This window comes from Rhodopirellula islandica (genome assembly GCF_001027925.1).
In the GTDB taxonomy this organism is placed as follows: domain Bacteria; phylum Planctomycetota; class Planctomycetia; order Pirellulales; family Pirellulaceae; genus Rhodopirellula; species Rhodopirellula islandica.
On the sequence record NZ_LECT01000021.1, the window covers coordinates 53635 to 75228 of the forward strand.

Annotated in this window: 12 protein-coding genes and 1 pseudogene; 9 read left to right on the forward strand and 4 right to left on the reverse strand. The window is 57.5% G+C overall.

Features of this window, described 5'->3' with window-relative positions; translation table 11 throughout:
* The first annotated feature begins 72 nt into the window (after positions 1–72).
* From RISK_RS11140 to RISK_RS11150, 3 genes are all read left to right on the forward strand, one after another.
* Positions 73–1476 (forward strand): DUF1501 domain-containing protein, encoded by a 1404-nt coding sequence (locus RISK_RS11140; RefSeq protein WP_102017567.1) that lies wholly within the window; start codon positions 73–75, stop codon positions 1474–1476.
* Positions 1476–3410, forward strand: coding sequence for a DUF1549 and DUF1553 domain-containing protein (locus tag RISK_RS11145; RefSeq protein ID WP_102017568.1), 1935 nt, complete (start codon positions 1476–1478; stop codon positions 3408–3410). Before RISK_RS11140 ends, RISK_RS11145 begins: the two co-directional genes overlap by 1 nt.
* Positions 3411–3723: 313 nt before the next feature.
* A complete protein-coding gene (locus tag RISK_RS11150) occupies positions 3724–8121 on the forward strand; it encodes an NHL repeat containing protein (RefSeq protein WP_047814393.1) in 4398 nt (1465 codons plus the stop codon).
* A 145-nt stretch (positions 8122–8266) separates the two neighbouring features.
* Here RISK_RS11150 and RISK_RS11155 read toward each other — a convergent pair whose 3' ends face one another.
* From RISK_RS11155 to RISK_RS11165, 3 genes are all read right to left on the reverse strand, one after another.
* Positions 8267–9502, reverse strand: coding sequence for an NAD(P)/FAD-dependent oxidoreductase (locus tag RISK_RS11155; protein ID WP_047814379.1), 1236 nt, complete (start codon positions 9500–9502; stop codon positions 8267–8269).
* Between the two features lie 44 nt (positions 9503–9546).
* The gene (locus tag RISK_RS11160) at positions 9547–10050 is read right to left on the reverse strand and encodes a MarR family winged helix-turn-helix transcriptional regulator (RefSeq protein ID WP_047814380.1); all 504 of its coding nucleotides are present in this window, start codon (positions 10048–10050) and stop codon (positions 9547–9549) included.
* Positions 10051–10312: 262 nt separating this feature from the next.
* Positions 10313–11185 carry an alpha/beta hydrolase gene (locus tag RISK_RS11165; protein ID WP_083434920.1) on the reverse strand — a complete coding sequence of 291 codons (873 nt, stop codon included), beginning with the start codon at positions 11183–11185 and terminating at the stop codon, positions 10313–10315.
* Between the two features lie 217 nt (positions 11186–11402).
* Here RISK_RS11165 and RISK_RS33560 point away from each other — a divergent pair.
* The 5 genes and pseudogenes from RISK_RS33560 to RISK_RS11180 form a co-directional block, all read left to right on the forward strand.
* Positions 11403–11456 (forward strand): annotated as a pseudogene (locus RISK_RS33560) (hypothetical protein); the annotation flags it as partial.
* A gap of 1 nt (position 11457) precedes the next feature.
* Positions 11458–11730 (forward strand): hypothetical protein, encoded by a 273-nt coding sequence (locus tag RISK_RS33015; protein WP_236696218.1) that lies wholly within the window; start codon positions 11458–11460, stop codon positions 11728–11730.
* On the forward strand, positions 11642–12793 hold the full coding sequence (locus tag RISK_RS11170; RefSeq protein WP_083434916.1) for an FAD-dependent oxidoreductase: 1152 nt from the start codon (positions 11642–11644) through the stop codon (positions 12791–12793). The genes RISK_RS33015 and RISK_RS11170 overlap by 89 nt, the downstream gene beginning before the upstream one ends.
* Positions 12794–13181: 388 nt before the next feature.
* A complete protein-coding gene (locus RISK_RS11175) occupies positions 13182–14699 on the forward strand; it encodes a DUF1254 domain-containing protein (RefSeq protein WP_201778944.1) in 1518 nt (505 codons plus the stop codon).
* 316 nt (positions 14700–15015) lie between these two features.
* Positions 15016–16059: a DUF1214 domain-containing protein gene (locus RISK_RS11180; RefSeq protein ID WP_201778945.1), complete on the forward strand. Its 1044-nt coding sequence runs from the start codon at positions 15016–15018 to the stop codon at positions 16057–16059.
* A gap of 344 nt (positions 16060–16403) precedes the next feature.
* On the opposite strand, the gene RISK_RS11190 is transcribed toward RISK_RS11180, so the two are convergent.
* Complete coding sequence (locus RISK_RS11190) at positions 16404–17639, reverse strand: SGNH/GDSL hydrolase family protein (RefSeq protein WP_083434917.1); 1236 nt, start codon at positions 17637–17639, stop codon at positions 16404–16406.
* Between the two features lie 485 nt (positions 17640–18124).
* Here RISK_RS11190 and RISK_RS11195 point away from each other — a divergent pair, with 485 nt between their 5' ends.
* Positions 18125–21169 (forward strand): PVC-type heme-binding CxxCH protein, encoded by a 3045-nt coding sequence (locus RISK_RS11195; protein WP_160311431.1) that lies wholly within the window; start codon positions 18125–18127, stop codon positions 21167–21169.
* The last annotated feature ends 425 nt before the right edge of the window (positions 21170–21594 follow it).

Genomic DNA, 21594 nt, shown 5'->3' on the forward strand with positions numbered 1-21594 from the left:
GCGCGACGTTGCTCCGGGGAAATCTCCCCAGCATTCAGAAGCCCCTTCCTACTGATCAACGCGGTTTTGCAGATGCAACCAACGAATCAGTCACCGACATCATCGCGACGTAGCTTCCTCGCCGGCGCGGGTGGCGGAATGGGAATGCTCGCTTGTGCCTCGCTCGCCCCAGCCAATGCTGGTGCGGATGTCCATCCACCGCATTTTGCCCCGCGTGCCAAACGAGTGATCTGGCTTTTCATGCACGGTGGCCCCAGTCACGTGGATCTGCTGGACCCGAAACCCACACTGACCAAGTACAGCGGCCAGACGTTGCCAGAAAGCTTTGGCAACGTGATGACGCGTCGCAATGTCAAGAAGAATCCTCTCCTGGCTCCCATTCGCCGCTTTCGCCCGCGAGGTCGATCCGGTCTGGAAATCAGTGACTTCCTTCCGAACATTGCAGAACACGCGGACGATCTCTGTGTGATTCGTTCGATGCACGGCGACAGCGTGAACCATCCGCAGTCCGTTTATCAAATGAACACGGGCAGCATCCTGATGGGCAATCCCAGCGTCGGCAGTTGGGTTGCTTATGGCTTGGGATCTGAAAACCAAAACATGCCTGCGTTCGTTGTGTTGCCCGATCCAGGTGGAGGACTCAAAGGGGGACCGCCAGCGTGGGGAAACGGCTATCTGCCAGCCTCCTACCAGGGCGTCACCATGCGTCCGGGATCTTCGCCAATCCTTGACTTGCAGCCCCAACCGAGTGTCACCGCACAACAGCAACAACTGGACCTGTCGCTCATTCAAAAGTTGAACCGAAGGCACCTGGAACAACGGGAGCTGGATGATCGCCTGACGGCCCGCGTGAAAGCCTACGAACTGGCGTTTCGGATGCAATCCGAAGCACCGGAACTGGTCGACATCCAAAACGAGACCCAACAAACGAAGCAGATGTACGGCATCGACCAAAAGGAAACACGCGAATTTGGTGAGCGTTGCTTGCTGGCCCGCCGGATGCTCGAAAGCGGCGTGCGTTTTGTGCAGTTGTATTCCGGCGACACCAATGGCTGGGATGCTCACGCGAACGTCGAAAAGAATCACACCGAATATTGCCGACGAACCGACAAACCCGTCGCTGGACTTCTGCAAGATCTCAAGCAACGCGGGTTGATGGAAGACACCTTGGTGATCTGGGGTGGCGAGTTCGGGCGGATGCCCATGAGCGAACAAGGCAAGGGCCGCGATCACAACCCTTGGGGATACAGCGTCTGGCTCGCCGGTGCCGGCATTCGCGGCGGCCGGGCATTCGGGGCAACGGATGAGATCGGACTGCGAGCGGTCTCGGACAAAGTCTCTGTCACCAATTTCCATGCGACGCTGCTGCATCTGCTGGGACTCGATCACAACGACCTGACCTACTTTCACAATGGGCTGGACAAACGATTGACCGGCCCCGATGAAGCGGAAGTCGTCCAAGGGATCATCCGTTGATGCGTGCACAACAACGAAAATCCTGGCCTGTCTCGAACGCACCTTGGCGGCACGCGTTGATGATTCTGTGCACCTTTGCGATCAGCACGCTGCTCACCGTGCATTGCACGACCGCTGACGATGATTCCGCTGCCTACGTCGAGCTACCGATTGACGAATATGATCGTGAGCACTGGGCGTTTTTGCCACTCGAAACTGTTGAAGTGCCGCCGCCTGCCAACACAGGTTGGCGTCGAAATCCAATCGACGATTTCATCCAACACGAACTGAGCCAACGCAATCTGCACCCGCAACCCAAAGCTTCACGTCGCACGCTGATTCGGCGACTGAGCTTTGACCTGACGGGATTGCCACCGACACCCGAGCAGATCGCCGCGTTTGAAGCAGACGCAAGAACCGATGCCTATGAGCGGCTTGTCGATCGGTTGCTTGACTCACCGCGGCATGGCGAACGTTGGGCACAGCATTGGCTTGACTTGGCTCGATTTGCGGAAACCGATGGATTTGAGCATGACAAACTCCGGCCGGAGGCATGGAAGTATCGCGATTGGGTCATCGCGGCTCTCAATGAGGACCTGCCCTATAACGAGTTCATCCGACGCCAGATCGCTGGCGATGAAATCGATCCGAACGACCAATCAGCTCGGACGGCGACGCGGTTTTGCCTGTCCGGACCTGACATGCCGGATATCAACCTGACGGACGAGCGTCGACACACGGTCTTGAACGAATTGACATCGACCATCGGAGCTGTGTTTCTTGGGCTGCAAGTCGGCTGTGCCCAGTGTCACGATCACAAGTACGACCCGATCAGCCAAGCTGACTTCTATCGGCTTCGCGCCATCTTTGAACCCTCGGTCTCGCTAAAGAAAAACCACTCGCTCTCCACTCTCAGTGAATCGTTTCCAACCAAACGAACGAGCCATCTGATGCTGCGAGGTGATTTCCGCAGTCCTGGCCCAGAGCTGAATCCCGGGGTCATTCGAGTTGTTTCGTCGCAAACGAATGCCTACTCGCCACAACCAACGCAAAAATCGGCTGGCCTCCGAACCGCCTTGGCGGATTGGTTGGTCGCGGCAGAGAATCCACTGACATCGCGTGTGATGGTCAACCGTGTGTGGCAACATCATTTTGGTGTCGGGTTGTCGAGCACGCCCAGTGAATTTGGAGTGATGGGTGCCGAGCCCAGCCACCCCGAATTGCTGGATTGGCTTGCGATCTCATTCGTCGACCAGGGCTGGAGCCTCAAGTCGCTGCATCGAATGATCGTGACATCCGCCACCTATCGCCAACGCAGCCGTCTCTCGGAAGACGCAACCGAACCCGAACAATTGGCCTGGGCTGAAACACGGAAGGCAGATCCACATGCTGAACTGCTGTCCCGCTATCCACGCTGGCGACTCGAAGGCGAAGCGATTCGTGACGCAATGCTGGTTGCATCGAGACAAATCAATTGGAAGTCCGGTGGCCCCGGCGTTCGCCCGCCGCTCCCCGAGGAACTGGTTGGAACCTTGCTCCCCAATCAATGGAACGTCACGAAGGATCCGTCCGAGCACGATCGACGCAGCATCTACGTCTTTGCACGCCGAAACCTGCGGTACCCGATCTTCGAAGTTTTCGACCGCCCCAGCGCAAACACAAGCTGTTCCAGTCGAGGCACATCGACCACGGCGCCGCAATCATTGCACCTACTGAATTCGCAGTTCTCTCTGAACCTAGCACGATCGATGGCCTCGTCGATCGAAGAGGAGTCTCCCACCGAAGCACAACGCATTGAGGCGATGTTCCTTCGTGCACTCGGACGCTCACCGACGAAGGAAGAATGGATCGAAGCGGAAGACTTCCTCCATGCCAGCACGTCGGCCGAAGCGGAGAAACAAGCCCATCTTTGCTTGGCGCTATTCAACTGCAACGAGTTCGTCACGATCGACTGAGACGCCGCTTCGATTCCGTCGCTGGCAACCGGCCCCAACAACGCGGGCGGAACCGGGTGGAGATTGATCAGGGCAACCTGTTCTTCGCCTTTCCTTTTCCTCACGGTTGTGTCGCAAGAAAATCGTTGACTCGTTTTTTGGGACGGCCATACTCATCGGATCGATTGCGCAAACTGCCCTCCCTGAGATCCCCAATCACTTCCTTGATGTGGCTCGGCGTTCAGCAGTTTGAAGTCTTGATTCTTCATTCACTGCTACTCGAGTGACCGCGATGCAGAAGTATTTGTTGTGGCTGCCGTTGTTGATCTGTTCAATGAATTCTGCGGATGCGAAACATCCGCTGGCCAAGCAATTTGAAACGCCCCTTCAAACGGCCGACCTCGATACAGATGGGTTGGCAGATTGGTTTTCGGGTCAGGAAACGCCGATCGCCCCAAGTGATTGTCCCCGCGGACCGATCGATGTGGTTTGGACTCAGCAGGACCAACCAGATTGGCATGGTCTTCGCTTCGGTCGCCAAAAACTCCCTGGCACTCGGCACCTCCGCATCGGCCTGAACCGGCCCATCGAAATCGGGACGGTGATCGTTCGCGGTGGCGGAACACTCAGCGTGCTCAAACCCGATGCTGCCTACCCTGGCGACCTGGGTGATGACGACCAATGGATTCCTGCCGAGCGTTTGAGCGATGCCGTTGCCAGTCCCAATTCAGCGTCATCCAAGCGGAGTCGCACGCAAGTCGTATCAACAAGCGAGGTGCTTGCGGATGAGTACGCGTTTTGGTTGTTGCCCGTTTCGACCAAGACACGAGCCCTTCGCTTCACCCACCACGCAACCGCGATCGAGCGAGACCCATCGGGATACCTCGGTGGTGTCTGGATTTTGTCGGAACGAGTTGCCAATGTTGCTCCGCAGGGAGTGGCCGTTTCCGGCAGTCACCCCGAATCGATCGAACGTGTTTTGAATGGCACCAACGACCGAATGTGGAACACTTGGGCCAATGCTGAGAAGAACGTTCCAACTGGTGACGTGGTCGATGAAGCCCACGCGGAATGGATGATGGTCGCCTGGAAACGCCCGGTTGAACTGAGCGGTGTTGCGTTGCTGTGGAACGGTTTCGACGCCGCGGCCGTGGAGGTCTACACCGGCGACTTTTCCCAACCGCCGACATCGGCTCCGGAGTCAAGCTGGAAAAAGGTCTCCAGCGGTGAGGACCTGGATGCCATGTACCCGAGACCGCTGGTCCCACACTGGCTCGCCTTTGATGATCTCGAAAGGACGACTGCGGTTCGATTGAAAATGACCGCACCTTCGACCAGCAAGCATGAGCACTTGAGAACTCACATCGCGGGCGGACGACGCGTTTGGCTGGGTGAACTCGCTGCGATCAAACCGCTCCATGAAGCGCCGCTGTCGCCCTTGGTTCAATCCGAACAATCAACGGTCCATCCACCAATCCCCATTCATTTTCAGATTGCGAAACCTGGCGTGGTGACCTTGGTAATTAATGATGAAAACGGGCAACGGGTACGCAACCTGATCAGCGAAACCCCGTTCCCAGCGGGCTCGCACACCGTGTGGTGGGACGCCAGCGACGATGTCACTCGGGATCTGGATTCGCCACGGCATGGGCTGTACCAAATCCCGACACGTCTGGTCGGTCCTGGGTCGTACACCGTTCGTGGACTGTGGCGAGATCCGCTGAAATTGGTCTATGAAATGAGCGTCTACAGCGACGGGAACCCAGCCTGGGAAACCGACGACGGAACCGGTTGCTGGATGACCAATCACACGCCACCGACGAGTGTCGCGTTTGTGCCTGGTGACCGGACCGCGGATGGCAAACCGCTGCTGTTCATGGGCGCGTATGTCTCCGAAGGCGGGCATGGATTGCAATGGGTACGCGAAGACGGCACGAAAGTCGGAGGCCAAGGGCACGTCGGCGGTCACTGGACCGGCGCTCCAACATTGTCCGTCGACACAGGAGAACATGCGATCGACGACGACCTGTGCTATGTCGCTTCGGTGTGGGAAGGAGAACTACGCATCACGGCCAAGACGAAATCATTGGCCGATCGCGAAATCTACAAGCAATCTCTCGGAGCCGACCCGCGTCCGAGTTCCTTGCCCAACGACGAACAGCCCACAGCATTGGAAGGTTTCGACGGCGGTGACCGAAAGTTTGTGCTCGCAGGAACAGCTACACACGACGGGCACATGTACTTGTCCTTCCCTCGGCAAAATGAACTGCGACTCATCGACGTCCGAAGCTCCCAGCAAACCGGCAGCGTCCCTGTCGATCAACCTCGCGGGATGGCCTTTGACGATCAAGGACGTTTGCTCGTCCTCAGCGACACGCGACTCCTTCGAGCCAAGGTCTCCGCGCCGACATCGCGATCCGATTTCGAAGACATCGGCATTGAATCGCTCGAAGATCCACGCCACATCACGATCGATGCTGCCGGTCGGATCTACATCAGTGATCGCGGCAGTTCGCATCAGATCAAGGTCTTCGCTGCGGACGGAAATCTCCTCCGTTCGATTGGCAAACCCGGACCTCCAACCGTTGGCCCATATGATCCGCTGCACATCAACACTCCCAACGGGATCGCCATCGACAGCCAAGGCCACGTGTGGGTTGCAGAAAGCGATTTCCGCCCCAAACGAATCAGCATCTGGAACCCTCATTGGAATTCTCAACAAGGCGCGACGCTGGTCAAAGCGTTTTACGGACCCGGTGAATACGGTGGCGGCGGAGTCCTCGACCCCGTCGATCAAACTCGCTTCTACTACAAAGGACTGGAGTTCCGCTTGGACTGGAAAGAGGGGACCGATGAGCTCGTTCGAGTCTTCCATCGCCCGGCGGATTGGCTGCGTGGGCATTACACGTCCTACTCGCCCGACACGCCGCTCTACCCGAACTTGGCCAGTGAGAACGAGGTCGTGCAAGCGGACCGATACTTCACCAGTTGTTACACCACCAACCCAACCAGCGGGGACCGAATCGCGTTCGTTTGGCTCGATCATCCCGATCGTGCACAGTTGGTCGCTGGAATCGGAGCCGCACAAAGTCTGAGTCTCTTGAAGCAAGCCGAGTTTCGCGTCTGTTGGCCCAAGGGTTTGAATCCCAATGGCCCCGCACATCAAAACCAAGCCCTCTTCGCCTGGAGTGATCTCAACGGGGACGAGCGAATGCAGCCAAACGAGATCACGATGCGCCGCGGCGATTCCGGTGGCGTCACGATCAAGAACGATTTGAGTGCCGTGTTTTCGCGACTGGACAAGCAAGCGGTCCAAATCCCAGCTCACATCGATTCAACCACCAAGGTTCCGACGTACGCGATCGAATCACCGGTTCTGTTGGTGGATGGTGCCCACGGAGCTGTCTCCTCCGGCGGTGATCAAGCTCTGACGGCACCAAACGGTTGGACCATGTTGACGAATGCACCGGAACCTTTCTCGGCTCATGGTCTTGGCGGTGCCCTTCATGGAAAGGCGGTCTGGAGCTACCCGAGTTTGTGGCCAGGATTGCACGCCAGCCACGAAGCCGCTGTCCCGGATCGCCCCGGGATGGTGATCGGCCACACGCGATTGCTCGGCGACACCATTCACCCTGACGGGCAGGGTGGCGACATATTTTGCGTCAACGGCAACATGGGAAACATGTACTTGTTCACCGCCGATGGCTTGTTCGTCGCGACTTTGTTTCATGACATCCGACTGCGTCCAACTTGGTCGATGCCCCGAGCGATCCGCGGGATGGACGTCAGCGACACTTCTCTGCATGACGAAAACTTCTGGCCCAGCATCACGCAAACGATCGACAAACAGGTTCACTTGGTCGACGGGGCTCGATCCAGCATCGTTCGAATCGATGGTTTGGAATCCATCCGACGTTTCCCCGCTCAAAACATTCGCGTCACCGCCGACGATTTGCTGGCTGCACGCAAGTGGTTTGACGATGCCGAACGAACCCGGCAAGCGAACGCATTGTTGAAACCGCTGTCGATTTCCATTCGTGCGACGCCGCCCACGGTCGATGGTGACTTGAGCGAGTGGTCCGGCGACACAGACTGGGCTGTCATTGACCGGCGAGGCCAGCGAGCGAATTTCAACAGCGATTCAAAACCCTACAACGCGGTCGCCGCAGTCAGCCTGTCCAACGGAAAATTATTCGGGGCTTTCCGCACCAGCGAGAAGGACCTGCTGCGCAATAGCGGTCTGTCGCCGACCTCGTTGTTCAAGTCCGGCGGATGCCTGGATTTGATGCTGGCGACCGGGTTGGAGACCAACCCCAAAGCCCCTCGTGAACCGCAAGCAGGCGACATTCGATTGCTGGTGACACAGGTGGAGGGAAAAACCCGTGCGATGCTCTATCGCGCCGTTGTGCCCGGCACGATCGAACCTGAAAAATTCAGCAGCCCGTGGCGGACGATCACGCTGGATGTCGTCCAAGACGTCAGCGACTCGGTGCAACTGGCTACCAACTCGGCTGGGCACTATGAGTTCAGCATCCCGCTTCGTCTGCTCGACTGGAAACCGCAAGCGGGCCAGACGTATCGAGGCGATGTAGGCGTCCTTCGCGGGAACGGACGCGAAACGACGCAGCGTGTGTACTGGTCCAACAAAGCCACGGCGATCACCAGCGACGTGCCGAGTGAAGCCCAACTTTCCCCATCCCTGTGGGGAACTTTCCAAGTGGAGAAAGAGTGACGCCCAAAACGGATTCGCTTGTTCAATCGCATTCTGCGTGAAGCTCGAATGCAACTTCTGCGGACACCAAGCCCAGGGTCAGGACTCCTGGCCTCGTCCACCACGGCGGCTTGATCATGCGTTGCGAAACGTTGCTCGGCCTGGCTCAGTGGTTCGATACGTCCGCACTCTTCATGGAATCGATGTCCTCAAAGACCTGGTCGAGTTCCGGTTTGAAAAGATCACCGATGAGCAGGTCGGTCACACTTCCGCGGTGCTGGGGAAAACGGCGAATGAACTCACCGAAGCTAAACCCGTCGTAGTACTCGCAGACCAATCGGCGCATCCGATTCATGCCCTCGACAAACCCGGTCTCCCACTTCCCAATCTGTGCCCGGGAGGTGTCACCGTTTCGCAATCCCTCGACGATCGCATCGGCAGCCAGCTCTCCCGATTTCAACGCCAGCAGCACTCCTGACGAATACAGCGGATCAAGAAATCCGAACGCATCACCGACCAGCACCCAACCGTCGCCCGCCGCTTGACTGGCCCGGTAGGTGTAATCCTTGGTCGCCTTCACTGGCGCAACTTGCTCTGCGTTGGCAATGCGTTCTTTCACGGTGAGGCATTTCTCCAGCTCCTCGGCAAAGGTGGCTTCGTTTCCCGCACGCCCTTTGAACAGGTAGTCGAAATCCGCCACCACGCCCACGCTCACCAAATCATCTTGCATGGGGATGTACCAAAACCATCCCTGCTTGTCGCGCAGGCTCAGCACAACGGTGGCTCCCTCGTCTTTGCCTTGATCTCGATAGGCGCCCTGGAAGTAAGTCCAAATGGCTCCTTTGTTCAGTTCGACATCAGGAACGCGGAGTTGGAACTTGTTGATGAGCATGGAACTTTGACCGCTGGCATCCACGACCACGTCGGCGCGAACTTCGGTTTGTTTTCCAGCTTCATCACGAACCAGAACGCCAACGGCGCGATCGCCCTCGAATAGCACGTCCAGAACACGCATCCCCTCGTGAACGCCGACACCTTGGTCCGCGGCATTCTTCAACATCATCACGTCAAATTCACTCCGGCGAATCTGCCAGGTTTGCGAGCATTCGTGCGGTTTGTTGTCGTGGAAGTAAAAGGGAGCGGAATGCTTGCCCGAAGGACTCACAAATTGCACGCTGTACTTCTTGATGAAATGGCTCGACTTCATCTTGTCGAGCATCCCCAATCGCTCCAACACCCAGTAGGTCTCGGGAATCAGTGACTCGCCAATGTGGTAGCGAGGGAAACGTTCACGCTCGAACAGTTCCACTTGATAACCTTGCTGGGCGATCAACGTGGAAACGGTCGCTCCGGCGGGACCACCGCCAATCACGACCACCTGAGGAGACTGCTGAATTGACATACTGGAACACTCTCGGGAACGGATGATGGACGAACGCTTCCCACTCATTCATCGATGAATGAAAGCTTGTGGGCATCTTCATGTGGCTGCCGAGCTTGCCGGAGCAAGTCGGACAATTGACGCAAGGCTTTCTGGTCCAGGTGCCCCAACTGCCGTTGATGGCTTTCCTGGACGGCATCGTGGAGTTCGTCCAGCAGTTGCATCCCGTCCTTCGTGATGCGGACTTCGACGACACGACGGTTTTCAGGCTTTCTTTCCCGCAAGAGCAATCCGCGACGTTCCAAGCGATCCAGCAGACGGGTCATGTCCGGGGCTCGAGAAATCAATCGCCCTCCCAGCACCAACGTCGGCATCGTCTTCGGGTGAACCGATCGCAACAGTCGCAGAGCGTTGTATTGCTGGGCGGACAGGCCGACACGCCCGAAGACCTCGTCTTCAATCGATTTGAGACGGTCATAAGTCCGCCAGAGGTTCAAGAAGACCTCTTGCTCCATCGAGTCAAAGGATTGCTTGACGACGGTTGCCGCATTTGCCGGTGTTTTTGCCATGCCACGTTGATAGACGTTTCAACAACTGTCGTCAAGACAATTGTCAAACGGCGACCACCGAAAATGGACCCCCGACGCGTCAGCGAAACACCACACCGCGTCCCCCCGACGGCCCGTCGGGAGCGGCACCAGTGAGTCTCACCTGTGAAGAGGGCGTGTGGCTTTTGTGCCGGGCCCTCACCAACTCTTGCGAGGGCCGAGCAAAGCGGCGGGCTTCCTGTTGGATTTGATGCTCGCAGGGTGACAACGAGAACGGGTTGCGTCAGTCGATCTCCTTCAGCCATCCCAGCGATGCGGCCTGCCAAGCATCCCACATCGGACCTTGGTACCCGTTCAATCCATGGCCACCCGAAGGCAGTTCCAACATTTGCGTCGGAACGTTGTGCTGTTGCAATGCCGCGTGCAACTGGCGACTGTTGACGATCGGAACCGGGGTGTCATCGATGGCGTGGGCCAGGAACATCGGGGGTGTGTTGTCGGTGACTTGCCGCTCATTGGAATACAGGTTCAGCAATTCCGACGAAGGGTCTTTGCCCAGCAGGTTGTCCCTCGAACCAGCGTGCGTGTGCTCGCCCATCGTGACAACCGGGTAAACCAGGATCGCAAAATCCGGCCGTGAACTGACGCGATCGATCGTGTCATTCGCAGTCGGATTCCCCGAATCAAAATGCGTTGCGGCGGTGGAGGCAAGGTGCCCGCCCGCCGAGAAGCCCATGATGCCGATCCGGTCAGGACGGAGTTGCCAATCCTTCGCGTTGGCCCTTGCAGTGCGAATCGCACGCTGAGCGTCAAGCAGTGGAACGGCGTGTCGACCACCAGGCAATCGGTACTCCAACACCACGCCTGTGATTCCATGCTGATTCAACCAAGCAGCGATCTTGTGCCCTTCTCCGCCGAGGACCAGCCTCCCATATCCGCCACCGGGACAAATCACGATTGCCGTGCCGTTGGCTTCCTCGGGATGGTGCACCGTGATCCAGGCATTGCCTGATTCTGTCTCGCCACCGCCGACTGGGGCAGGCCCATCCCAAAGCGGCGTTCGCACAGGGGCGGTCGGCTGGTCCACTGCCGCCTCATCCTCCGCCAAACAAGGGGCGGTGAACAACAAGAGACAAAGCGTCGAGAGAAATTTCATCGTTGGATTCCAGGCGGGAACGAATGAGGCGGGAGGGTTGAGCGACAAGGAGATGCATCTCTTGGCAACCGAATCGGCAGAGAGGGACGAACCAGGTGTATCATATTTGGTAACCCGATGCGTCACGGCCTGTCGATTGAATCCCAACCCGAAGCGTGAGCGAGGGATCGCGTGCCATTGCAACGAGCCTGTGGGTCCCTCGCTCACGCGTCGGGTTATGATTGGGAGCGAGCAACGTAGGCCAGGTTATCACCTGGCACCCAGCCGATGCTTTGGAACAAAGCGAGGCGTCCAGCCGATCACGCAATGCCCGCCGCATCAGCAAGGCCACCACACAGGCAGCCGGATTCGCCAAGTATTCGGACACTCACCTTCGAAACGTGTCTTCGCCAATTGGTGAAGACACATGGCTCGTGCAGCACAAGACGGAGTCCACTCCATTGAAAGCGAACAAGGATGAGAATTGCAGTCTCGGGAGCCGGAATCGCTGGCACGGCGGTCAGCCATCTGCTCGCATCGGCAGGGCATCAGGTAACGATCTTTGAACAGGCGACGCAGTGCCAAGCGATTGGTGCAGGGATCATGCTCCAGCCCAGTGGGCAGGCCGTTTTGGATCGATTGGGCATCCTCGAAACGATTGCCGCTCAGTCGGCAAAGCTGGAAGGCATCGAGGCGTTCCTGCTTTCCGGCCGACCGCTGATTGAACTGAACTACGGTCAACTTGGCGACCATCATTTCGCCTACGGCGTGCACCGCGGACTGCTCTTCAAACACTTGTTGGAACGATGTGTCCAATCCAATGTTCACTTGCAAACTTCGACCCAAGTCATTGACTTGGAGAACGATGGGAACGACGTCCACGTGATCGACCAACATCGAACCCGGCACGGCCCGTTTGATTTTCTCATCGCTGCGGATGGATCTCGCTCCCGCTTGCGAACGGCAGCGAAACTGAAATCGCAAACCGTCGACTACGACTACGCCGCCATCTGGGCCACAGGCCCTTGTTCGCAAGTCCACCATCGCTTGCATCAAATCATCGATGGCACCGACCGGTTGGTCGGATTGCTGCCGATTGGCAATGGGCAATGCAGCTTCTTTTGGGGACTGCGAGCCGATTCATACGACGAACTTATCCAGCGAGGAATGGCCAACTGGAAGCAGGAGGTCATCGAAATGTGCGAACCCACCACGGAACTGCTCGATTCCATCAGCGATTTCCAAGAGATGACGTTCGCAGGCTATCGACACGTCAGTATGCAACGATGGCATGCTGACAAAATCGTCTTTCTCGGCGACGCAGCTCATCCGTCGAGCCCTCATTTAGGCCAAGGAGTCAATTTGGCGTTGGAAGACGCGGCCTGTTTTGCAGACGCCATCGCTGAGACAGGAACGTTCCAGCAGGCAGCCATCCGCTACCAGAGACTCCGCCAACGAAAGGTCCGTTACTACCAATCACTGACTCGAATGCTGACACCGTTCTTTCAGTCCGACATGCCCTTCTCTGCCGCGTGCCGCAACCTTGGCCTCCCTTGGTTTCCCCGAGTCCCCTGGGTTCGCCGCCGCATGCTGAAAACCCTGAGCGGATTGCAGAACGGATGGTTCTGAAACCGCAGCCCGCGGCACACCAATCGCCGAGGATCGTCTTCACCGTTCCTTGGAAAGGTAAAAAATAAAACAAGGCCACGTTCTTCAGGCAGCGAACTTGGCGAGGCAACCAGGCTTGGCAATTCGAAATGGCCCGACGGAACAGCAGGGAACAACGGTTCGACTCTCAAGTCGCCTGCCACCATGCAACACGTCGATTCGACGCTTCGTGTTTCCTCGCCCATCGTGGTTCAAAGAATCGAGGTTGCTTCCTGCGTTTTGGGTTCAATCTTGCTAAACTATGTCTTGTAAGATTCTCTCTGCTGGTCCATCCAGCGCGGTGCGCAAGCACTGAATTGCCCCACGCTGCGGCGAACGATCCATCTGTCATCCAATGCAAATGAACTCAATGAAAAACTCATCCCAGCAAGGGTTCTTGGCATGTGCCATCATCGGCGTCATGGCGTTTGCTGGCGGTGGTTCGGCGGTCGCCCAAGTTTCTCAGAAGACGCTGGATTCGATCGGCATTCCCGACAACGTGGAAACATCTTTGGGAACACTGGAGTTCTTCGACGGCGTGCCGACTCATGCCACCGCCCAAACGCTCCATGACAATCTCGACCGGATGCGGGCAGTCGAGGTCTATCTGAACAACCAGGGTGCCGCATCGCTCAACGCGATGCGGAAGGGCAACGCCAGCATTGGTGCGGATGCGTCCAACAAGGTCACGATCACCGAGCAACTGCTTCAACCCGCGTCGCTTTACCTCACGGGCAACACCTCGACCTTGTACGCCCTCACTTACCTTGATCTGAAAACGGAAGGACCGCTGGTCGTCGAACTCCCACCTGGCATGCTGGGATTCCTCGATGACGCTTGGTTTCGCTTCATCGACAACCTCGGTGTGATCGGCCCCGACAAGGGCAAGGGTGGGAAATACCTGTTGCTTCCCCCGGGCTACCGCGGAGAGGAACCCGATGGCTATTTCATCATCAAACTTCCCACGTACAACAACCTGATGTTCCTGCGCGGCTCGATTGCGAACGGCCTCGAACCAGCCGTGGAGAACATCAAATCGAAGCTTCGGGTCTACCCTCTCGCCAAGGCAGACAACCCACCTGCCACCGAGTTCATCAATATGTCTGGCAAGAGCTACAGCACGATCGTGACTCGCGATTTAAGCTTCTTCGAAGATCTCAATGCACTGGTGCAGGTCGAACCCATCCAGGCCATTGGCCCTGAACTGCGAGGCCAACTGGCGGCGATCGGCATCGTCAAAGGGAAGCCGTTCCAGCCCGATGCGCGTATGAAAAGGTTGCTCGCTGAAGCTGCCACCCTTGGCAACGCCACCGCTCGCGCCATCACCTACCAGCCTCGGATCGACGGTGTCTTCATCTACCCTGACACCAACAGTGCCTGGACGACGGCCTACGCGAACAAGAACACCTCCTTCGAAGAGGATGGTGCGATGGGGTTAGATGCTCGACCGCTGTTTTACTTCAATGCGACCGGCGTCACGCCCGCCATGGCCACCAGCCACGCGGGGGCCGGCTCCGACTACGCCCTTGCATATCTGGATGCGGACAAGAACGCGTTCGACGGCTCGAAAACCTACAAGCTCCACCTGCCGCCCAACGTTCCCGTCAACAACTTCTGGGCGGTCACGCTCTACGACACGCAAACGCGTTCCCTCCTGCAAACCAGTCAGACCTTTCCGACCGTCGGCAGCCAGAGCGAAGGGTTCCAAAAAAACAAAGACGGATCTTACGATGTCTACTTCGGCCCCCAAGCTCCCCAAGGGCATGAGAGCAACTGGCTGGAAACCGTCCCCGGCAAAAGCTGGTTCACCATCCTGCGGATGTACGGCCCGCTGAAACCATGGATTGACAAAACCTGGCGTCCAGGAGAAATCGAGCAAGTGAAGTAGCCTTCCATATCCTTCCTGCGAACGCGGGTTGCCCCGCACACAAGCCGCGTCGCACTGAAACAGGCGGCCGCCGGCATGCAAGCTCTTCAAATCAGGCCGGCAGAAATGATCGAGCAGAACCATGCGAGGCGTTTGAGCATTCGCCTGGGCTGCAAAACTTTTGCTGTTGGCACTCTAACAGCGGATGCAATTTTTCATCCGGCTTCTGCCTTTCTTCATCCCGGTAGGGATGTCAGATGGTAGCCGTCGGTAAGCGACAGCGCCACCAACAGTCATGTAAATCCCACCACACCAACCTCCATCCAAGAAACTGAACATGAAAACGAACCTTCTCACCCTCACGCTGGCAATTGCCGGTGCGTTCAGCATGACAAGCGTCGATGCACAATCCGGTTCGCCCAAAGAATCCCCTGCACCCGTTGTGGTCAACGTCGACAATTTCAATCGAGCCCAAACGGACTTCGAATTTGCCGGCATCCTCAAACAGTCAGTCATCAATCAGGTTCACAGCAACCGGACGCCCACGCCGATTGACAAACAGAATGTCATTCGAATGAACCGGGACACGCTTTATAGCATCGGTGTCATCAACATTTCCAAAGGTGCGACCGTCACCATGCCGGACAGTGGCAAGCGATACATGTCATTGATGGTCATCAACAATGACGGGTATGTGAATGAAGTCTTTTACGGTGCCGGCCCGCACGAATTGACGCTCGAGCAATTCGAAACTCCCTACGTGGGCGTGGTCATTCGCACCCTGGCCAACCCAGAAGACCCGACAGATCTGACGATTGCCCACAAACTCCAGGACCAGATTCACATCACTGCCGGCTCCGACGATCCGTTCGTGATGCCGAATTACGACCCAACCAGCTACAAGGCAACGCTGAATGCGATTCTTGAGTTGGCCAAGGGACTGAAACGATACACCGAGACCTTCGGTTCCAAAGCCGACGTCGACCCGGTTCACTTTTTGATTGGCACCGCATCCGCCTGGGGCGGTCTTCCAGACAAGGACGCTCAGTATGTGAATGTCCAACCGAACCTGCCGGTCGGCGAATACGAAATCACGGTCAAGGATGTCCCGGTCAAAGGCTTTTGGTCCATCAGTCTTTACAACGAGGCGGGATACTTCCAAAAAAACAAGTACAACTCTTACAGTCTCAACAGCCTGACCGCCAAGCCCAACCGCGATGGCTCCTACACCATCCGCTTCGGCGGAAATCCAGAGACCACAGAGAACTGCCTGCCAATCATGGAGGGTTGGAACTACGCGGTTCGGATGTACGAACCGAGTCAGGCGATCATCGACGGCCAATGGACCTTCCCTGGCCCGCCGAAGAAGAAAAGCGAGTGATCCGAATTGACACCACCTGTGTGTTGAAGAAACGCAGACAGTCTCTTCCGGATCGGCAACGCATCTTTGGCAAGCATGAACCCCCGCCCGACACACCACTGGGCGGCGTGAAGAACTTGCGTTCGGCAGGATCAGCCGCTGCGTGTTCTTCGCGCCCGTCGGTTGCATTCAGCAGGTCGGCAGGAATGATCGGACACAATCATGTGAGCCGTTTGGGCGTTCGCCCCGGTTGGGCGTGGGGTCAACAACGCTTACCGAAACAGTCCAAATGCCGAAAGACTCCTGCCGGCAACAGACGACTTGCCAAGTTTTGAAGTTGCGATTCCCCTGAGCTCCAGGGTCGCTCATCGAGGAGCTTCATCGACCAGCAGGGCGGACAACACTTGTGCGTATACCCGATGCCCAAAATCGTTGGGATGATTGACTCCGTTGCCAGTCAGGTCGTGATCTTTCTTTCGCAATAGAAATTCCTGCCACACCGAAGTCATGTCGGCGAGCGCAATCCCAGGTTCACAAAGCGACGCCAGTTGGTCGCGGTACTTTGGGAAAACGTCGTGGTTCAGCGTTGTCCAGTCGCGGTTGCCGAGCATGGTCGCGACGAGGATGAATTCGACATCGGGCAGCGTCTCGCGTGCGGTGGAAATCATCTGGGAAATGCTCTCGCCATAATCCGCCGGAGAACGTCCGGCTGAATCGTTCATGCCGAATGCCAGCAAAATCAGATCGGGTTTTGATTCCACAACCGTTGGGATCTGCAAGACTCCCCATGGCGTCGATGTCCCACCAACGGACAGATTGGTCAGTTCGATGGTTGTCTTGTAATGCGACTCAAGGTGCTGCTTCAACAAGTCTTGATAAGCAGGCTGAAACGGTGCCGCGCCGCCCCAAGCGGATGCATTGCATCCCGTTGAGATACTGTCTCCGAGCAGGACAACCGAAACCGCCTGCCGGTTCTGCAGCTTGCCGATCGTGAGCGGCAGAGCCGATGGATCGAAGGCCGGCATCGCGACCGGCCAGTCGTCTGCCGCTTTGGAATAAGTGATCCACGACTGCATGCTGTGGTACTCCAACTTGCCGCCGAACAGGATCTCGCCGTTGCCGTCGCGATGAGTGAGTTTGTAATTCTGCGAATTGTCTGGTCGCCGCAGGTCCGCGGCTGACTTCGTTTCGATTCGCGACGTGGAGGGAACGGAGATTTCACGTGAACCGCTGGCGTGATCAAAGTCCACTCCCGGTTCGTACGTGATCGCTCCCGTTGAATCCTGAACCGAGATGATTTTCTGAATCGGAAACAGCACCGACGCTCGCGCTTCCCCTGTTGCCGGATCGCGAATGAACAGCACTGATTCTCGCTCAATCACATCCGCCTTCCAGAAAGGCTGCAGTTGTTCAGGCGAGTATTGCCACCGAGAAGGTTCTGTGGCCGGTGAGGACGCCGATGATCCGATCATCACGCAGGCGACGGTGATTGCGGCAAACACCGACAGCATCGGACGCAAGCGGCAATCCTGTTCAATCCGAGGATGCCCCAAGCACAAACGCGGGAGGCTTTCCGCCAGAACCATGCAGTCTCTCGTCATCGCTTCAACCTTTTTGGCAACGGCCTGTCATTTGACACCCTTCCCAAATGCATCCGAGCGAAGCATTTTGAGGAACGGTCCGGAAATCACTGCGAAGTGAATGCATTTTAGCAGGAGCAAAGACGACCAGGCGAAGGCCTGCTCATGATTGGCTGGGTTGCCCTGAGTTCACGCCCCGACAACTTCCCCCCGAGACAATCTCACCCCGAACTCAAATTCGGGCCCAGCCTCCTAGAACCAGGCAAAGCGTGCGGCGGCAAGATATGCTGTGCCTTCGAAGTCAAGGAACGCTCGCGTCTGGACGCGAGCCCCACCTGTTCCTGCGCCCGCCTAAGCAGGTAAGCAGGAATGATCAAGCACAACCATGTGAGGCGTTTGGGCGTTAGCCCCGGTTGCGAGTGAAAACCGTGGCTAACGCCAACGGCTCACATACCCGATGGCACATGCGTACCCGCCTAGCTCCCTCCCCACCTCATTGCCCCACGATGAAATACAGACTTGCCTGTGTCATGGTTTTCCTGGCCCTGACCTCCCCACTCAACCTGTGGGCGGACGACTTTCCGAAACCGTTCAACACCGAGAATTCGGACGCCAGCCAAACCTCTCCAGAAGACGCTCTCAAAGGGATCACCGTCCCGGAAGGTTTTCAGGTGACCCTGTTCGCGTCGGAGCCCGAGATCAACCAGCCCATTGCATTGGCGACCGACGATCGCGGTCGGCTGTGGGTTGCCGAAAACTACACCTACTCCGATCGAGCCACGAACTTTGATGAATCCATGCGTGACCGCATTGTGATTCTAGAAGATGTCGATGGTGACGGCAGTTTCGATCAACGCACGGTCTTCTGGGATCAAGGCAGGCGACTGACCAGCGTCGAAATCGGGTACGGTGGTGTCTGGGTTCTGGACGCGCCCAACCTGCTGTTCATTCCCGATGCTGACCAAGACGATGTGCCCGACGGGGAACCGATTGTCATGCTCGATGGCTGGGACGACGACGCCGCCCGACACACGATCGTCAACGGACTGCGTTGGGGGCCGGACGGTTGGCTGTACGGTCGCAATGGCATCATGGCCATCTCCAACGTCGGGATCCCCGGCGCGACGCCCGACCAAAGGGTGCCAATGGACTGCGGGATCTGGCGGTTCCACCCGACACGGCATCAGTTCGAAGTGGTGGCCATGGGCACGACCAATCCGTGGGGCATGGACTGGGACGAGCACGGGCAGATGTTCTTTATCAACACGGTCATCGGGCACCTGTGGCACGTGGTTCCAGGAGCTCGATTCCGCCGCATGTACGGCGAACACTTCAACCCGCACACCTACGGAGTGATCGAACAGACCGCGGATCACTTTCACTGGGACACCAACGAACTGTGGCATGATGTCCGCAAAGATGGCGTCACAGTCATGACCCAAACCACCGACCAGGCCGGAGGCGGGCACGCCCATTGCGGAATGACCATTCTGCAAGGCCAACCATTCCCGTCAACGCTCCAGGGGTCCGTGCTGGCTTTGAATTTTCACGGTCGCCGAATCAATCGGGACACGCTGCATCGTCATGGCGCGACGTACACGGCCCGACATGCACCGGATTTCTTGAAAGTCGCGGATCCGTGGTTCCGAGGTGTTGAGATCCTAACGGGCAAGGCTGGCGAGTTATTCATCGCCGACTGGTCGGACGTTGGCGAATGCCATGAAAACGATGGGATTCATCGGACTTCCGGACGCATCTATCGCCTCGCTTTGAAAGGCCCCCCCCAAGCCGAACGCCCCGCGATTGGTCCCGCGAGTGAACTCAGCACTCAACAACTGGCCGAACAGGTGGCATCCCCGTGGGAGTGGCTGTCGCGAAAGTGTCTGCTGGAACTGGGCGAACGTGCGTCGCGTTCCGAGATCGATCCGGAGATCCATCAGTACCTCCGAACAAAGTTCGACACCGACGAATCGGAGACGCGGCGGTTGCGGCGACTGTGGGCACTGCACATCACCGGCGGTGCAACCGACGACTTCCTTGCCAGCTGCCTGGATGACCCGAGCGAACACGTGCGTTGTTGGGCGATTCAATTCCTCACTGAGACCGGCCCACCATCACCAACCGTCCTCGCCAAGTTCCAGTCCATGGCGCACAGCGATGACTCCGGCTTGGTGCTGACATGGTTGGCTTCCGCGCTTCGACGTCTGCGACTCGAGGACCGCTGGCCGGTGGCTTTGGCGTTGGGCAGTCACCAAGACTATGCCGATGACCGCGTGTTGCCGCTGATGGTCTGGTACGGGGTCGAACCCGCTGTCCTGGCAAACCCAGACCAAGCGATTGAAATGGTGGCGACGTGCCAGTTGCCGATTGTTCGCGAGTACATCACCCGTCGCATGACGCTTGAAATGGAACGACAACCGGAAGTCATCGAGCAACTCCTGAAGCGAGTGACAGATCCCACGACCAACTCATTGGTCACCGTGGATGTCCTGCGTGGAATGACGGAAGCTCTGCGAGGTTGGCGAAAGGCAACCCCGGTGGCAGGCTGGGATTCATTCTCTGCTGACAACGCCGACAGCGACAATGAAGAAGTTCGGAGACTGACTCGCGAGCTGTCCCTGGTCTTTGGCGACGGTCGTGCTCTCGATGAACTTCGCACGATCGCAGGCGACGGTGGATCTGCCTTGCCGGAACGCCGCGCCGCGATCCGTGCCCTGGTGCTCGCACGGGACGTCGACGTCGTCCAGTTACTGCAGAGCCTGCTGAGGGATCGCGACCTGTCACGGGACGCGATCAACGGTCTGGCAGCATTCGGCCACGAGGAAACACCCAAGCTCTTGGTTTCCAACTTCAATGGATTCAACTTGCCCGCCCAACAAGCGGCGATCGCCACGCTTGTCTCGCGTCCGCAGTTTGCCAGTGTCTTGCTGGATGCGGTCTCAGCCGGAAGCATCGATCGATCACTCGTTTCCGCGTTCCAGCTTCGTCAGATGCAAAACTCCGGCGACACGGGTCTGAGTCAGCGAGTGAGCGACCTATGGCCCGAACTGGCCGCACAATCACAGAAAAAGACAACTCGCATCGCAGAGCTCCAAGCCATGCTGACGCCGGAAACGCTCGCGAAAGCCGACACGTCCGCCGGCCGCTTGCTGTTCAATCAGTCCTGTGCGAACTGCCACACGTTGTTTGGTGAAGGAGCCAAAATTGCCCCCGATCTGACTGGTGCACAACGCAGCAATCTGAACTATCTGCTCGAGAACATTGTCGACCCCAGCGCCACGGTCTCTGAGAACTTCAAGTTGTCAGTCGTGCTGTTGGATGACGGCCGAGTGCTCAACGGTGTCTTCGTCGGACGCACCGAGAAGACGCTGACATTGCAGACAGCGATGGATCAGATTGTGATCCAGCGAGATGAAGTGGAAGAGATGCACGAGTCACCGGTGTCCATGATGCCCGACGAACTTCTCAGCTCACTCAGCGATCAGCAGATCCAGAATCTGATCGCCTACTTGATGCTCCCCGCCCAAGTGCCATTGCCTGACGGTGAGTGATGTCCACCATTTCGTCTCACGCATCGGCCGCAAGAACGTCGAGTCGATCGGTCTGGGACGGAGCCTCCTGCCCCTTCGTTCGACTTTCGCAGGCTTTAGGCGACGGCGTTCTTGTCACGAATTCCAGGACGTTAAACGAGAACGACGGTCCAGCAGACTGTTGATTGAAAACGTTTCGCAGATCGAACGATCAGCCGACGGGCGCTATCCCACGGTTCCCGGAGACGAACCGGACGCGATCGCGTCCGGCTGACCAAATCAACAGGCTGCCAAGCAGGTCGGCAGGAGTCTTTCGGCATCTGGACTGTTTCGGCAAGCGTCGTCGCTCCCACGTACAACCGGGGCCAACGCTGGACTGCTGAACGTTTGGGCTTGGAGAGTATTGTCGCTTGCGCAAGTTTTCATCCCGGTAGGGATGCAAGATG